Origin of the sequence: Bacillus sp. RC51 (assembly GCF_044908115.1) — a bacterium.
GTDB classification, from domain to species: domain Bacteria; phylum Bacillota; class Bacilli; order Bacillales; family Bacillaceae_G; genus Bacillus_A; species Bacillus_A mycoides.
Map to the genome: position 1 here is coordinate 43278 of NZ_JBIYCW010000004.1, position 14939 is coordinate 58216.

Consider the following 14939-nt stretch of genomic DNA (forward strand, 5'->3'; position numbering starts at 1 on the left):
AGGAGATGACGTATGAAAAGAATATCAAAAGAACCCGATATAAGACGCCAAGAGTTAATGGATATTGGTTTTGAACTATATATGAAAAATGGTATGGGAGGATTTAGCATAAAAGATGTTGTTAGTCGGGCTGGTGTAGCAACAGGGTTGTTTTACTATTACTTTAAATCTAAAGAAGATTTTGTTGATGAGACTTTAAATAGCTTCATTGTGAAAAATATGGAGTTAATTGAAGAAATACTTATTTCAAATGAACGGTCTGTAATGCAGAAGATGAAAGATTCTCTAGATATATTTTGGACATTTATTGAAAAATTAGCACCCTATAAAAATGTGAGTTCGTTTCAGACGGAACAACATTTTCAACTGGAACAGAAATTATTCACACGAATTCAACCATTAATTCGACAAGTAATTGAAGAAGGAGTGAAAACGGGGATTTTTTATACTGACAACTCCTCATTAGCTTCTGGATTTATTTTATACGGTCTTAGCAGTATTGCTCATTCAGAAGTAAAGTTGAATCTAGATACGAAGCAAGAAATGGTTAATTTAGTATTAACTACACTACGATACGATCAAAAAGAAGGTGAATGTATATGAAGATTATTATCGATGGAAACAATATTTCGCAAGAGCAACTTACAAAATGGAAAAGAGAACGTATTAAAAAAGCATTAAATACATTAGGACATAAAGGGCCTGAAATAAATGATACAGACGTCATGATAAAAAAGCTAACGGAAGTAAAGTTGGAATATTCATATAATGAAATGTATGATAAACTGAAATCAAAACTTAGATTAAGTGGAATAGGTATGCGTATCTGTACTGTTTTATCTGGTGATAGACGAAAATTTTCAAAAACAAGCATCTATTTAGATGGGATTACAGCAGAAGAAGCTATAAATGGAATTGATAGTTTTATGCTTGAACAATCACGTGAAAATAATCAAGTGAATTTATCGGCTTGTCCTGATCACTATGTACTAAGCCCCTTTGGGGAAAATGAATTAGAGGTTATCGAAACTACAGGTAATTCTCCGTTCCCAGTTCAATTTTTCATTGTTTTTGGTGACGAAACGGGATTGAAAACACCTAGAGATAAGTCTTACCAATACCAATCAACAGGTGTTGCACGTATGAAAGATGGTACTATTATTGGTGGAGTTCGGCATCAATTTAAAGATATTGATACTGGGATAGAAGTAAGTCTAGTTGTTGAGTTCCCAGCACTTTGTCCTAATAGTCTTATTAAATCACATCAAATGCATTTAGCATGTGAGTTTTCTTATTGGTTACAGCGGATTAAGGACCATAAAAAATAGTAAGTGAAAAATACCTTTCAAATAAAGAAATATACAATTTTTATGAATATAAATCGAACTGTATTTCAAACAAACAGTAACGATGTTCAAACGAATCATATGTGTCTTTAAATAAAGACTAGTTAACTTATAGGAAATGTTTTTATAATATGTAGTTAATTCTATAACGTATCGCTGATTGGAAAAACCGAATCCATTCATTTATATGAATCAGTTCAAGGAGGGGGAAGAAGTGGCAGAACTGTTATTCCCTTTATTAAAAGACGAGAAGCAACAAGAAAATAAAATCGTTGGTGAAATGATAGCTGATGCATATGCTTTAAAAAAATAGTGAGAAATAAAAAACTCGCAAGTTTTTAAGCTTGCGGGTTTTCATCGTAAACAATTAATAAATATGATAAAATTAAGAGGTAACTTATGGTACGGTTGGTTGTTCAATTATCACTTCTCCGAGTAGGAGGGGGGTGATAATAAGTGAGTGAAATTGCGTTGTTATTGCAAGGTGGACTGTTTCTCATTGCATTGTTAACGTTTATTGTCGTCTTAATTGACAAGCTCAAAAAATAACAACCCACCTATGCCTATAGAAAGTGGGTTGTTGTGTTTGTACGAAACAAATAGGATAAATGAACAATCCAATCTGCTAAGTTACGTGGACTAGTGTGTAGCCGCACACTAGTCTTTTTTATTTATATACAGGTTTTAATTGTTTTATGTGATTGTATTGTTCTTTTCACACTCATTATAACACAGTGTCTTTTCATGAAGAAAGGAGACCGTATGTTCCTATATGGATTAAATAGAACGTGTAGTTTCTTTAAATAGCCCATCCATATACTGTTTTAAACTTTCCACAAAAAATCCTTTTTTGTCTACATTATTTACGCCGACAATTGGTGATGGAAGATTGTATCTTTTTTCTGATAAATGAACAACAACATCAAAAATATCAAATAGGCGAATGAAGCAGAATAGACCGTCTTTATCACTAAGTAAAATAAAGTAATGGTTTTCGCTCGTTGTATTTAATGTATTCCATAAAGAGCTTTTGCTTAAGTCACGAACGATACTCTTTTCCTTTAATTCCATGAAATCGGCATTTAATAGAATGGTAGAAATATCAATCGCATCTGGATCGTCAAAGTAGCCATCAATTGTTTGTACAGCAAAAGTATAAGCCATTTTTAATACACTCATTTTATATTTACGGTTATCTAAAAGCAATTCACGTTGAATAGAACTAGCTACTTTTGTTACGCGCTCTTCTTTCCAAATTTCATTATGTAATGAAATATCGTGCTTTTTACATAGTTTCATAATTAATGCATTGGAATAAAGTATCTCATCACTTACTTCGACTACATCTGTCTCAGCGGCTGCTAGCTCCTCACCATGTTCATTCGTATAGAGAGGGGAATCGATTTGTTTTTTCATTTGCTCAATCTTATATTGACTTAATTTATGTCTAATTAAAGGACGATCAATATTTGTTGTCATATGTTCATGACATGAATCACAAATTGAATTTATGAAATAATATCCACATAATATCTCTGGAATGACATATTGTTCACTAAGTTCTTTCGTATCTTTTCTGCAAATGATGCATTGTGTCATATTTATCACCTTTACCTGCAAATTTGTCTGTAATCTCATTGTAGTGTATTTAATGGGATTTTGGAATATTGTAAAGGAAAATATTATGTGAAATCTAAGTTTAATTTGGTACAATGAAGAGAAGTGCTAGTTTAAAGGAGGACGTTTTTTTGAAATCGAAAGTGCACTTTTGGACATTAGAAGTGCTGATGGTTGTAGGAATTATATTTATTTGCACAAAAATATCGTTTCTATTTCAACCGATTGGTATCTTCATATCAACATTATTTTTCCCAATTTTAATCGCGTTATTTTTATACTTCATATTTAACCCATTGTTAGTCTTTTTGGAGAATAAAAAAGTACCTAGAGGTTTAGCGATTTTACTACTGTATCTTTTTATCATCACATTAACTGGAGTTGCTATTGGAGTAGTTGTTCCAACCATCTCACAACAGTTAATGGATTTAGTAAAAAATATGCCGACTTACATAAAAGAGGGAAAAGTATACATACAAGATCTATCCCATCATAGATTATTTGAATGGCTATCTACACAAAACTACGTTTCCATTGAGACAATTGAGAAAAATGCAATTGAATACTTAAAGGAAATACCAAACACACTTACGTCGAGTGCAACGGCTTTATTTGGTATTATCACGAACGTGGCGTTAGTTATCTTTACAGTACCGTTCATTTTATTTTATATGTTTAAAGATGGACATGCATTTCCAGGAAAAGCTGTTAGTGTATTACCAGAGTCTTACCGTGAAGAAGGACTTCGTATCATAAAGGAAACGAACGAAACATTATCTGCATATATTCAAGGTCAAGCGCTCGTTTGTATGTTTATTGGTGCCTTTACATTTACTGGTTATTTAATCATCGGTTTACCGTATGCTTTCGTTTTAGGAATTATCGCAGCATTTACAAATATAATTCCGAACTTAGGTCCATTTATCGGAGCAGCACCAGCTGTCATTATAGGTCTGTTCGTATCTCCGATGCAAGCTCTGTACGTAATTATTATAGTAACAATCGTACAACAGTTTGAAAGTAACATCATTTCACCGCGTATTATGAGTTCAAAATTAAATATCCATCCGTTGACAATTATCATCCTTATTTTAGGGGTAGGTAATTTCGCGGGAATTATCGGAATGATTTTAGCAGTACCAGCTTATGCGGTAACAAAAACAGTTGTTTCGAACTTAGTGAGATTGTTTAAGACGAAACGAAGTAAACGGAAATAGAATATGTTGAGAAAGATACACCGCTTAATAAAAAGGGGTGTATCTTTTATTTTTTAGTGTATGAAATACTTATTATTGTATATTTTTTACACATCAAATCAGGCGGTGAATTTTTGTTAAATGAACTATGTGGAATCCCTCTGAACTATCCAAATCATTTCTTTACACCGCGTTATTAACATCATAATCGACTCCTTTCATTTCTAATATAAGTTCAAACAATTATAGGTGAGTGTAGTACTTGCTTCTACGATCACGAATTTCATCTATAATCTTTTTATACTGTTCCTCTTGTTTTACTTCATTTGCAGATATAGTTTCTTTTTGAATCGTAATGGTTAAAAAGAAAAGGTGAAACTTCATACATGAATTCCTCCTTTCGAATAGGAATTACAGGTGACTACAATAATGACTTTGTCTTTCTTTTACGTTGTACATAGCCTGCTCAATTTGTCGGTCATGAAGCATATCAGACTCAGACAGTTTGTTTTTTTGAATGGTAATTGTTAAAAATAATACTCTGAATTTCATTGGATATTACCCCTTTATAATTTATTTAGTAAAGACGATTGTAATAAGAGGACTGACGCTCTTTCACATCATCCATAATATTTTTAATTTGTTGTTCACGAGAAATTTCATCTCTTGAAAGTTTACGCTTTTGAATGGTAATCGTTAAAAAGAAAGCTTTAAATTTCATTAGGATATTACCCCTTTATAATGTATTTAGTAAAGACGATTGTAATAAGAGGACTGGCGCTCTTTCACATCATCCATAATGTTTTTTATTTGTTGTTCACGAGAAATTTCATCTTTTGAAAGTTTGTGTTTTTGAATGGTAATCGTTAAAAAGAAAGCTTTAAATTTCATTAGGAAATTACCCCTTTATAATTTATTTAGTAAAGGCGATTGTAATAAGAGGACTGACGCTCTTTTACTTCGTCCATAATAATTTTAATTTGTTGTTCACGTAAGATTTCAGCTTTTGAAGATTTACGTTTTTGAATGGTGATAGTTAAAAAGAAAGCTTTGAATTTCATTAGGATATTGCCCCTTTAAAAAAAAATTTAATACATTTGTGTATAATACGAACTTTTAATGTCCGTTATTTTATCCATAGTTTGTTTTAATTGTTGTTTACGAAAGATTTCAGCTTCAGATAACGTTTTTTTCTGAAGTGCTGTCGTAAAAAAGAAAATATGAAAAGTCATGGACGAATTCCTCCTTTCGAAAAGGAATTACAGGTGATCGCAATAAAGCACTTGGCGCTCCTTAACATCATTCATAGCTTTTGTAATTTGCTCATTATGAAGAATTTCAGCTTTGGAAAGTGTATTTCTTTGAATCGTAATACTTAAAAACAATACGCTAATAGTCATCGAATGTTGCTCCTTTCTTTAAAAAATAATGTATGAGACTAAAAAATCGCACAAAAAAGCCACAGGAAGATATCTTTTTCCTATGGCTGGGCGTGAAAAAGCCACAGGAAAGTATACGACCTCCTGTGGCGAATTTATGAATTAAAAGAAATAAAGTACGATTTTTAATTCTCCATTAGGGTGGTCGAATTCATATTTAATTGTCCGAAAAACACAGATGCAGTTAACGCTAAAGTTAAAGCATGTAATTGTAATTTCATCATTTCCTTCGACCTCCTTTTAGAATCTTTTTCTTACGTTAGTAATTATATACAATTAATGGATAATTGTAAACATAAAAAGTGAAAATTTTTAATTTTGATTAAAATGCGTATATTTAAAAGGGCTTTTTAAAGGATACATTGTATGGATTGGATAATAAATAGAACGTGGGGGTGTCTAATGAAGTATATGAATAGAATAGCAGGTGTTATGCTAACAATTTTATTAGTTGTTACTGCTTGTTCTAATGGGGAGCAAATAAAAGAAATATCACATATTGAACCTGGGGCTTTTAAAAAATATACGGGGACATACGTTGGAAATAATTCCGACGTTATTGCGATTGTTACAAACTTACCTGGTGGTGAAACAGTTCAAAGTATAAATTTAGAAAATGAAAATATTAAAGTGGAATATGGTGCAAAAGAGAATGGAAATCTTACAGAAGAAATGATTGAGACGTATTGGTTTGATGGGAAGGATACGATGAAGAAGAATTTACTCTTTAATGCTATTTATCTTGCAGTTTTAGTACCGAATGCGAAAGGGTATGAGTTTCGGGTTGGAAATCAAAGTTTTGCATTAAAAAGAGAAGAACTTTTACCCATACTGTATAAAGAATTTAATGATTTACCAAAGGATAATCTTATATGGAATAAGGGAATCGTAATGAATTTCTTTTACGGTAATCAAGAAAAAATAGAAAAGCTAGTTAATAATAAAGATTTTCGAAAGCAATTTTTTAATGAACATCCTGTGCGGGAATCTAAGTGATATGGAGGAAGATATGGTTATTTAACGATTGAAAATACGGACATTTTTTAAAGGGAGTCATTCAGTATCGAATGATTCTTTTTTTTGATGAAAATTATGGAAAAAAATATAACGTTGCGCTATGGTTAATTACATAAGCGATGAACCTATGAACCTAAGGTGGTGAAATCGTGAAACCTACTCTAGAACAAAATAAGTTAATATACATACAAATTGCAGAAACAATTGAATCTGATATTTTAAAAGACATATTACTTGAAGAAGAACAAGTCCCGTCGACAAATCAATTTGCGAAGATGTTACAAATTAATCCGGCTACAGCTGCAAAAGGAGTAAATCTACTAGTAGATGAGGGGATTTTATATAAAAAGAGAGGGATCGGGATGTTTGTTACAAAGGGAGCAAAGGAAGTCGTACTAAAAAAAAGACAAAAGAATTTTATGACTGAGTATTTACCTAAAGTGTGGGAAGAAGCAAAAGTACTAGAAATATCAAAAGACGAATTGATGGACATGATACACAAAATTACGAAGGAGGGGAAAGAGGGATGATTGCACTTGAAACGAAAAACTTGTCTAAAAAATATAAAAAGAAATTAGCTGTTAACGAAGTAACTATTTCATTGGAAGAGCATAAAATATATGGTTTGCTTGGAAGAAACGGAGCGGGGAAAACAACTTTATTAAACATACTCGCAGGTCAGATTATTTCAAGTAGTGGAAGCGTATCTGTATTTGGTGAAAATGTATTTGAAAATAGTAAAGCGATGCGAAATATTTGTTTCGTAAAGGTGAAAGAAAACATTAATTTAAGTAGTAAGGTAAAAGATGTTTTTTATTTGTGTAACATGTTTTATGAAAATTGGGATCAAGAATATGCTGAGGAACTTATTAAAAAATTTCAATTGAATGCAAAAGAAAAATATTATGATTTATCCCATGGTATGCAAACAATTGTTGGTATTATTAAAGGTTTAGCTAGTAGAGCACCAATTACTATTTTTGATGAGCCGACTACCGGTTTAGATGCAGCACATCGAGAGTTGTTTTACGAATTATTATTGGAAGATTATAGTGAATATCCACGAACAATCATCTTATCAACACATTTAGTTGAGGAAGTGTCCCATGTTATAGAAAATGTAATCATATTAAAAGAAGGATCATTAGCTGTTCAATCCTCTGTGGAAGATTTTTTAGAAAAAGGACACATAATATCAGGACATAAAGATAAAGTGACAAATTTTTTAATGGGGAAAAATGTTGTAAAACAAGAGTTGTATGGGAATAAAGAGATTTCTGCGATATGGGGAGATCTTTCTGCTAGAGATTATGAGCTAATAGAAACTGAAGGGTTAGAAATAGGCAGAGTAACACTGCAAAAACTATTTATTTATCTAACAGATAATGAGGTGAAATGAAAATGCTTTTAAAACAATTAAAGTTACATATGAAATTTCATTATAAGGCTATTCTTATCTTTTGGTGTGTGGCATTACTTATAAAATGGACAACAACTGCAACTGATATAAAGGGACTAAAGGTAGCATTTTTACATGATATCTTCAATAATTCATCTATTGCAATTGCAATATTTATTGTGGCAAGTGTTTTTCTTGTTCAAGATGACATATTTCGTACAGTTGTCTCATTTGGCGTTACTAGATTACAATTCTTTATTGGTTCAGTATGTTTTATCATATTACAATCAGTAATTTTTTCATTTCTACAAGTTTTGCTTTTACAAGGTACATTTTATGAAACGAAACATATAAATTTAGGAGCACATACAATTGAACAATTCTTTGCACAGCTCGTGTTCTATCTATTATTAGCTAGCTTATTTCAATTAACAACTATTTTTCAGAAAAGATTTAATTGGATAGGATTTGCTTTTAGTGTGATTTTTTTCTTGGGGTTGACGAGTACAATTTATGGTAAGGTAGGTTTGAAAGAATTGGTATTTATTGATAGTAAATCGTTACTTGATATACCCAATTTTATATCAATTTCGATAGTGCTTATTTTAATATACTTTATAATTAGCGCTCTATTTATTCGTAAAGTTTCTTTTGAGGATACGATTTAAGCACAAATACTTTAAGAGAGAAGGAAGACTGTATGGGAGATACTTCTTCACTAATAACCGTCTTTTTATGCGTGGCACTGCTAATTTTTTGGCGACGATATCGTTCTATGTATAAGCCAATTAAGGGGACGGGAAAACGTATTTTGTGGCCATTACTATTTTTAACACCGGGTATTTTATTGTTTTTTGGTCCAGTACATCCAGCTATATTACAAGTGACTATAGCGGCATCCATTGGGGTGATTTTCGCAATCCCACTTATATTTCTAACAAACTATGAGCGAAGAGAAGACGGAAACATTTATACGAAAAAAAGTGCTGCCTTTTTAATTACTTTTATCGGAATTGTTATTTTAAGATATGGTTCAAGACAATATATTGTTGACTTAGATCAGCAAACAATAGGTTTATTATTTTACGTAGTTGCAGTATCGTATATTATTCCGTGGAGAATTGCTTGTTATATAAAGTTTAGGAAAGTTTGGCGAGAAAATAATAATCATGCTATATGAAAACTTCTCATTTGAGAAGTTTTTTATTTTTCTATGTAAGTGAAATAACTTGTTGAAGTGCAAGCTACCATGCAATATGATAAATATAAAAAATTGAGGAGAGTGGGGGATATAAAAATGCGTACAATTTTACTTTTTCTAAATAACATGTCAACTGATGAGATAGAAAGTATTAGAGAAATACACGATCCTTTATGTGGTTTAATTCCTCCCCACATAACAATTGTATTTCCTTTTGAAGGTAATATTTCAAATGATGAATTGAAATCACATATTTCGAATCTAGCAAAAGGGATAGGTACAATTGAGATTAAGTTTGCAAGTGGTGTAACTAGTATAGGAGGCTATTTATTTTTAGAAATTGAGCAAGGAAAAGAACAAATAGAAAAACTACATGATAAATTGTATACAGGCCCCTTATTACGATTTTTGAAAAGAGACATTCCATACATACCACATGTAACAGTTGGGAGAAAAGATAGCGCGGAGTTAGCGGCTGAAATAGCGAAGGATATTCCTAGTTTTCATGAGAAGTTAAATTGTGTAATTGATAGAATTAGCGTGGAGCGAATTGGAAAGAATGGAAAATCAATTATTGAATTTGAAGTACCATTGCAAAAAAGCTGACAAAAGTCAGCTTTTTTATTTCGAACTATGAAGTAAAGCACCAATCGCACCACTATAACCGCCGTCTTGTAAAAAGACAGGTATTTTGTTTTGATATTCTGTATAGCTACTTATAATATTTTGAAGATGTACGTTATTACATAGAGTAGAACCGATGTAAATGATATGGTCAATGTTTTTTGCTTCGGCGAATTGAAGGCTTAGTGCTGTGACGACTTCACCGACAAGTCCTTGAACGGTAGCTAGTATATCTGAACTACTATAATTTGAGTCTGTAATGGTCGCTTTTCCGAAATTGCTAGCAGTTAAGTTATTATCAAGAGGGGAGAGAATCCCGCCATAAATATCTCCAACTGTAATATCTAGACTGTTTCTTGAACCAATTTTCGTAAGCGGAATCACGTCTTCAAAATGATCTATATTTGTTAATAGTTTTGAAAGACCCATAATAGTACCACCGCCAACTCCAGTTCCACCAGCGCGAACATATTGCTTGTCGTGAACATAGTGAATGGAAGTACCTGTACCGATATTTGTTAATACAAAGTTGTTTATAGCACGTTTTTCTTCTTTTAGTATGTATCGTACTCCTGCTAAAGTAGCTTCAAACTCGTTTAATTCTACTATTTTATATGAACTTGAAAGGAGTTGTTCTAACTGTGTAGCTTTACCACCTGTAATGCATAATTGTGTAATTGAATTATTATTATGAAGCCATTCTTTAATTTTTTCTTGTTCATATGAATAAAATTTTTTAAAAACTAATTTGTTCATTTCGTTAAAGTAAGCAATTTTTGTTAATGTTCCCCCAGCATCAATACCAACAACATTCCGCATTTTCCTACCCCTTACTATGTGATCTGTTTAATCAGCTTGATATATTAATAGCTTTTCAATGGTAACGATTGATTGACCGTTTACAGAGGCAATTCCTTTCCCAAGAACAAAACCTCGTCTGTTACGTGTTAATTCATAATGTAAGTCAAGTTTATCACCGGGATACGCATTTTCATGAAATTCCACCCCATCTAAAGAGGAGAGGAAACCAAGACCTTCAGATTCACCTGTACTTACAAAAGCACTAAGTTGAGCCAGTGCTTCTACAATTAGCATATGAGGCATATAGTTTTGATTTTTATTAATAAACCACTCGTTATTTGTGATCAGTTTGTATCCTGTAGCTGATTGAGATTCTGTAACGTTTGTAATTTTATCGATCATTAAAAATGGATAGCGATGGGGAAGAGTATCTTTAATATTCATATCGTACCTCCAGGAATAATAATACCCCTGCTACAGTTAAGCAGGGGAGTTATCATTAATTTTTAACTAATTCATTTACTTTTTCAAGAGAAAAAATACCACTATTTCTAATGTTTTCAACAACTTGTTGTAACACTTTTTTATCTTGAACGAGTGCAATACGAACAAAACCTTCGCCATGAGGACCAAATGCATGACCTGGTGTGACAACGACATTCGCACGATCCATAAGTGCATAAGCGAACTCTAAAGAGGTCCATCCTTTCGGAATTTCAGCCCAAACGAACATACTTCCAGCTGGTTTATCGACATTCCAACCAAATTGGCGGAATCCATCTACTAAAGTATCTCTACGTTCTTGGTAAATTCCACGGTTTTTCTCACAAAACGAAGCGCCGTGTCGCAATGCAGCGGATGCAGCTTTTTGAATTGGTAAAAACACGCCGTAATCTGTATTAGACTTAAATTGCGTAAGCGCACCGACGATTTCTTCGTTACCAATCATATAACCAATACGGCTACCAGCTAAACTATAACTTTTAGATAAAGAATTAATTTCAACGCCAACTTCTTTTGCGCCAGGTACAGATAAGAAGCTAATTGGCTTTTGGCCATCAAAATAAAATTCAGCATAAGCAAAATCATGGACAACGATAATATTATGTTTTTTCGCGAATGCGATTACCTCTTTAAAGAAATCTTCATGAGCCATTGCTGGAACTGGATTCCCTGGGAAGTTCAAAATCATCATCTTCGCTTTATTGGCAATTTCTTCAGGGATAACTTCTAAGTTAGGTAAGAAATCATTTTCTTTCTTTAATGGCATGTAGTAAGATGTTGCGCCGGCCATTTGAATTCCTGTTTCATAAGCCGTATATCCTGGATCAGGAACTAATATAATATCTCCCGGATTTGCAAAAACCATCGGTAAATGAACGAGTCCGTCTTGTGAACCCATTAATAATAAAACTTCTTTATCGGCATTTAAAATAACGTTATGAGTGTTGTTGTAATATTCAGTTACAGCTTCGTGAAATTCTTGAATACCAGATAATGTATATCCGTAACTTTCTTTTGCACTTGCTGTATGTACCATTTCTTCTCTCACAAAATCAGCAGGAGGCATATCAGGATTCCCGATACTTAAATCGATCATTTTATGACCTGCTGTAATTTTCTCTTTTTTATAGGCGCCTAATTCACTAAATATAGAAGATTGGAATGCTTTCATTCTAGTTGCTAAAGTGTAAGTCATCAAAACCCCTCCTAAAAACAGTGTTTTCTTTCTGTATTTTTAATTATTCTGAAAACACATGTTTACATTTTATCATTTTTTTATGAAAATTAAAATGATTGACAAATTTAGAGGGAGGATAATAAGGGGGAATATAAAAATAACGTAGAAAATATTTTCTACGTTATAAATGAAGATTAATTGTTTGTTTTTTTATATGTACATGTTTTTTCAGTTGTAAAAAAGTATACATTTAATTCATTATCGACAACTTTTAAAGATTGATCTGATGTAAACGAGTTACCATAATCAATACGATACACGTTAGAATTTTTAACAAACGATCCTTTAAATAAATCCTCTTTTTTAGTTGTTGTTTGCATTTCCACTAAATTGTGAACAACCTTTTCTTTCTTTTCTTCTTTTACAACTGTTTCAAATTTATAATACACAGGGCATTCACCTTTTTTATTATCAATGACTTCCCAAGAACCGTATATATCATTATTGCTACATCCACTAAGTAGAACGATTAATATAGGGAAAATAAATAGAAGCTTTTTCATTGTGTACTCCTTTCTTATTAGTTTTTATAAACGTGCGAATACGATAGGAATATTGTAATGAATAAAGTTTAAATTTTTATAAAGAATTAATAAATTTCACATAAAAATTTGGAGAAGGGTGGGATTTCAAAATAAAAAGGCATGAATCTAGTGTAATGCCAGATTCATGCCTAATGGTCTATCTTATGTTATGTCTTTTGAGGATAAATGAAGCGGAAAGAAGAATGACAATTCCATTTACAACATACATATTTACAATAATAAAGGCTAGGTTAGCTGCGCCAAATCCACCTTTATCGAATATAGAGGTGAATGCTGTAGTAGTCAAAAAGATAATGGGAGTTAACAGTAAAAATAAGAAACCTGCAACAATTCTTCTTTTAAAGTTATTTTGGGATAGGGAAATGGCTAAAAAATTAAGGGCGCCAAACATAATGAATGAAAACAGAAGGGTAATTAATAATTGGATGCCATCAGACATTTCCACAGCTCCTTTTTGAAAAATCTATAATTTATTTTATTCGAAAGTAGTAGGGGATAATCCTTTAAATATTTGAACTACATAAAGAGAATAGATTTTAATCCTTGAAATTCAAAAAGAATGGACCCAGTAAAATACGGGATCCATTCTTAAGAAGTATTAGTTTTATAAATTTGCAGATTGCGACGTTTGTTTTTCAAATCGTTTCTGTTTAGATAGGGAAATAAATATAATTAACAATGAAATGACTCCGAAAATTAGAACCATATACTGTAATCCAATCGTATCTAAGAAGAAGCCTGTGCCGAGTAAGACAATTTGGAACATAATTCTTTCAAACATATTACGGAATGAGAAGAGACGTCCGTGATAGCTTTTTTCGACTTTCGTTTGGAAAATTGTCGACATAATAGGGAAGAAGCAGCCGACACTAAATCCAAACAAACCAAATGAGGCAAGTGCCATCCATTTAATATCGCTAAAGAACAACGAAAGGTGTGCAAAAGCGGTACAAAATGCGAAGAAATATAGTAACTTTTCAGGTTTGAAATGATCAGATAAACGTTTAATAACGAATGCACCTAACATAAACGCTACACCTTCAATTGTATATATGAATCCTTTAATTGTTGGGTCATGTTGCATTTCGCTAATGTTAATAACCATTAAATTGAATCCAGCTATAAATAAAAGAGGGATAATACTTAATATAAGTGCTTTAAAAGCAATAGGGATTCCTTTTAAAATACGAAATACTTCCATAAAACTATTATCTTTAGCTGATTGTTTACTTGATGTAGCAGATTTTTTATCTTCAAATTGTAGGAAGAAAGTTGAGAGGAATAATAAAGCGTATGCTGCCATTGAGAAGGCATACATATACTGTAAACTCATTACAACTAAAAGAATGCCACCTAGTGAAGTGCCTGCAATACGAGCGATTGTACCAATATTCATATGTACACCGTTCATTTGTAATAGCTCATGTTCATTAACGATGAGTGGAATTACAGATTGTAATGCAGGGAAATAAAATGCTGCGGAAATTTGAAGTACAATCATAAATGCAATCATGAAAGCGATACTTTCATATTGAATAGCGAAAAACATGAAAATAACACTAATAACACGACCGAAGCCAGCGTAAAGAAGAACTTTCTTTTTTTCATATTGATCAATAACACGCCCAGCCATTGGACCGACTAGAACACCAGCTAACAGTCCGATAAATAATATAACGGATTTCATAAAATCAGAAGGGACGTATTTTTGCATAAATTCAAGATTACCAAGAATACCAAGCCATAACCCTAGACCGGCAATAAACTCCCCAATTAACACAATCCAAACATTTTTATTACGCCACATAATGTAAAACCTCTCTGTCTTTTAAAATGAAAAACTCGTATATAAAACCTCCTTATTTTATGTATTATTTTTAACGAACTTTTTTAGAGTCAGAGTCTATATTACGTGTTTCATTAATGGATTTCAATCTTTTTGATTTGTAAAAAATGATGAATTAAGTGATACAATGGGTAACTAAAAATACAAAAAATTCACAAGTAAATTCA

The 14939-nt window shown here is 32.1% G+C and carries 24 protein-coding genes and 1 pseudogene; 11 read left to right on the forward strand and 14 right to left on the reverse strand.

The genetic code is table 11. The annotated features are described in order from the left end of the window. The first annotated feature begins 12 nt into the window (after positions 1 to 12). The 4 genes and pseudogenes from ABH959_RS10550 to ABH959_RS10565 all read left to right on the forward strand — a co-directional run bounded on the left by ABH959_RS10550 (position 13) and on the right by ABH959_RS10565 (position 1895). Positions 13 to 603, forward strand: a complete 591-nt coding sequence (locus ABH959_RS10550; RefSeq protein WP_002127831.1) for a TetR/AcrR family transcriptional regulator — start codon at positions 13 to 15, stop codon at positions 601 to 603. Beyond that, complete coding sequence (locus ABH959_RS10555) at positions 600 to 1328, forward strand: hypothetical protein (protein WP_033729212.1); 729 nt, start codon at positions 600 to 602, stop codon at positions 1326 to 1328. Before ABH959_RS10550 ends, ABH959_RS10555 begins: the two co-directional genes overlap by 4 nt. Before the next feature lie 217 nt (positions 1329 to 1545). Next, positions 1546 to 1659: pseudogene (locus ABH959_RS10560) on the forward strand (alkanesulfonate monooxygenase); the annotation flags it as partial. Positions 1660 to 1802: 143 nt separating this feature from the next. Then, positions 1803 to 1895, forward strand: a complete 93-nt coding sequence (locus ABH959_RS10565) for a putative holin-like toxin (RefSeq protein WP_001289318.1) — start codon at positions 1803 to 1805, stop codon at positions 1893 to 1895. A 228-nt stretch (positions 1896 to 2123) separates the two neighbouring features. On the opposite strand, the gene ABH959_RS10570 is transcribed toward ABH959_RS10565, so the two are convergent. Continuing rightward, the gene (locus ABH959_RS10570) at positions 2124 to 2945 is read right to left on the reverse strand and encodes an HNH endonuclease (protein WP_000189680.1); all 822 of its coding nucleotides are present in this window, start codon (positions 2943 to 2945) and stop codon (positions 2124 to 2126) included. Between the two features lie 149 nt (positions 2946 to 3094). Between ABH959_RS10570 and ABH959_RS10575 the strand changes: the two genes are divergently transcribed. Continuing rightward, positions 3095 to 4180: an AI-2E family transporter gene (locus ABH959_RS10575; protein ID WP_000837889.1), complete on the forward strand. Its 1086-nt coding sequence runs from the start codon at positions 3095 to 3097 to the stop codon at positions 4178 to 4180. A gap of 222 nt (positions 4181 to 4402) precedes the next feature. Here ABH959_RS10575 and ABH959_RS10580 read toward each other — a convergent pair whose 3' ends face one another. From ABH959_RS10580 to ABH959_RS10610, 7 genes are read right to left on the reverse strand one after another with little or no spacing between them, the layout of a single operon-like run. After that, complete coding sequence (locus ABH959_RS10580; protein WP_002065956.1) at positions 4403 to 4543, reverse strand: YrzI family small protein; 141 nt, start codon at positions 4541 to 4543, stop codon at positions 4403 to 4405. A 27-nt stretch (positions 4544 to 4570) separates the two neighbouring features. Continuing rightward, positions 4571 to 4711 (reverse strand): YrzI family small protein, encoded by a 141-nt coding sequence (locus ABH959_RS10585; RefSeq protein WP_000672237.1) that lies wholly within the window; start codon positions 4709 to 4711, stop codon positions 4571 to 4573. A gap of 25 nt (positions 4712 to 4736) precedes the next feature. Further along, entirely contained in the window at positions 4737 to 4880 is a 144-nt protein-coding gene (locus tag ABH959_RS10590) for a YrzI family small protein (protein WP_002120145.1), read from the reverse strand. A gap of 26 nt (positions 4881 to 4906) precedes the next feature. Continuing rightward, a complete protein-coding gene (locus ABH959_RS10595; RefSeq protein ID WP_000668953.1) occupies positions 4907 to 5050 on the reverse strand; it encodes a YrzI family small protein in 144 nt (47 codons plus the stop codon). A 26-nt stretch (positions 5051 to 5076) separates the two neighbouring features. Continuing rightward, positions 5077 to 5220 (reverse strand): YrzI family small protein, encoded by a 144-nt coding sequence (locus ABH959_RS10600; RefSeq protein WP_000668987.1) that lies wholly within the window; start codon positions 5218 to 5220, stop codon positions 5077 to 5079. Positions 5221 to 5247: 27 nt separating this feature from the next. Then, positions 5248 to 5391: a YrzI family small protein gene (locus ABH959_RS10605; RefSeq protein WP_000142704.1), complete on the reverse strand. Its 144-nt coding sequence runs from the start codon at positions 5389 to 5391 to the stop codon at positions 5248 to 5250. A gap of 27 nt (positions 5392 to 5418) precedes the next feature. Beyond that, complete coding sequence (locus tag ABH959_RS10610; protein WP_000156202.1) at positions 5419 to 5559, reverse strand: YrzI family small protein; 141 nt, start codon at positions 5557 to 5559, stop codon at positions 5419 to 5421. A gap of 441 nt (positions 5560 to 6000) precedes the next feature. Between ABH959_RS10610 and ABH959_RS10615 the strand changes: the two genes are divergently transcribed. From ABH959_RS10615 to ABH959_RS10640, 6 genes are all read left to right on the forward strand, one after another. Beyond that, positions 6001 to 6594, forward strand: coding sequence for a DUF4825 domain-containing protein (locus tag ABH959_RS10615; RefSeq protein ID WP_404492560.1), 594 nt, complete (start codon positions 6001 to 6003; stop codon positions 6592 to 6594). Between the two features lie 170 nt (positions 6595 to 6764). Continuing rightward, positions 6765 to 7145 carry a GntR family transcriptional regulator gene (locus ABH959_RS10620; RefSeq protein WP_404492561.1) on the forward strand — a complete coding sequence of 127 codons (381 nt, stop codon included), beginning with the start codon at positions 6765 to 6767 and terminating at the stop codon, positions 7143 to 7145. Continuing rightward, positions 7142 to 8014 carry an ATP-binding cassette domain-containing protein gene (locus ABH959_RS10625; RefSeq protein WP_012261132.1) on the forward strand — a complete coding sequence of 291 codons (873 nt, stop codon included), beginning with the start codon at positions 7142 to 7144 and terminating at the stop codon, positions 8012 to 8014. The genes ABH959_RS10620 and ABH959_RS10625 overlap by 4 nt, the downstream gene beginning before the upstream one ends. 2 nt (positions 8015 to 8016) lie before the next feature. Next, positions 8017 to 8682: a DUF4052 family protein gene (locus ABH959_RS10630; RefSeq protein ID WP_404492562.1), complete on the forward strand. Its 666-nt coding sequence runs from the start codon at positions 8017 to 8019 to the stop codon at positions 8680 to 8682. Between the two features lie 32 nt (positions 8683 to 8714). Further along, positions 8715 to 9194 carry a CcdC family protein gene (locus ABH959_RS10635; RefSeq protein ID WP_002127822.1) on the forward strand — a complete coding sequence of 160 codons (480 nt, stop codon included), beginning with the start codon at positions 8715 to 8717 and terminating at the stop codon, positions 9192 to 9194. A 117-nt stretch (positions 9195 to 9311) separates the two neighbouring features. Then, positions 9312 to 9821: a 2'-5' RNA ligase family protein gene (locus ABH959_RS10640; protein ID WP_404492563.1), complete on the forward strand. Its 510-nt coding sequence runs from the start codon at positions 9312 to 9314 to the stop codon at positions 9819 to 9821. Positions 9822 to 9836: 15 nt separating this feature from the next. Here the strand turns inward: ABH959_RS10640 and coaW are convergent, their stop codons facing one another. The 6 genes from coaW to ABH959_RS10670 all read right to left on the reverse strand — a co-directional run bounded on the left by coaW (position 9837) and on the right by ABH959_RS10670 (position 14733). Beyond that, entirely contained in the window at positions 9837 to 10658 is an 822-nt protein-coding gene (gene coaW / locus ABH959_RS10645; RefSeq protein ID WP_113937518.1) for a type II pantothenate kinase, read from the reverse strand. Between the two features lie 27 nt (positions 10659 to 10685). Next, positions 10686 to 11084 carry a 3-hydroxyacyl-ACP dehydratase FabZ family protein gene (locus ABH959_RS10650; RefSeq protein ID WP_113937517.1) on the reverse strand — a complete coding sequence of 133 codons (399 nt, stop codon included), beginning with the start codon at positions 11082 to 11084 and terminating at the stop codon, positions 10686 to 10688. 55 nt (positions 11085 to 11139) lie between these two features. Continuing rightward, a complete protein-coding gene (locus ABH959_RS10655; protein WP_113937516.1) occupies positions 11140 to 12339 on the reverse strand; it encodes an LL-diaminopimelate aminotransferase in 1200 nt (399 codons plus the stop codon). Positions 12340 to 12515: 176 nt separating this feature from the next. Then, positions 12516 to 12884, reverse strand: a complete 369-nt coding sequence (locus tag ABH959_RS10660) for a hypothetical protein (RefSeq protein WP_113937515.1) — start codon at positions 12882 to 12884, stop codon at positions 12516 to 12518. Positions 12885 to 13062: 178 nt separating this feature from the next. Then, positions 13063 to 13365, reverse strand: a complete 303-nt coding sequence (locus tag ABH959_RS10665) for a hypothetical protein (RefSeq protein ID WP_113937514.1) — start codon at positions 13363 to 13365, stop codon at positions 13063 to 13065. Between the two features lie 165 nt (positions 13366 to 13530). After that, positions 13531 to 14733, reverse strand: a complete 1203-nt coding sequence (locus ABH959_RS10670) for an MFS transporter (RefSeq protein WP_113937513.1) — start codon at positions 14731 to 14733, stop codon at positions 13531 to 13533. Between the last annotated feature and the right edge of the window lie 206 nt (positions 14734 to 14939).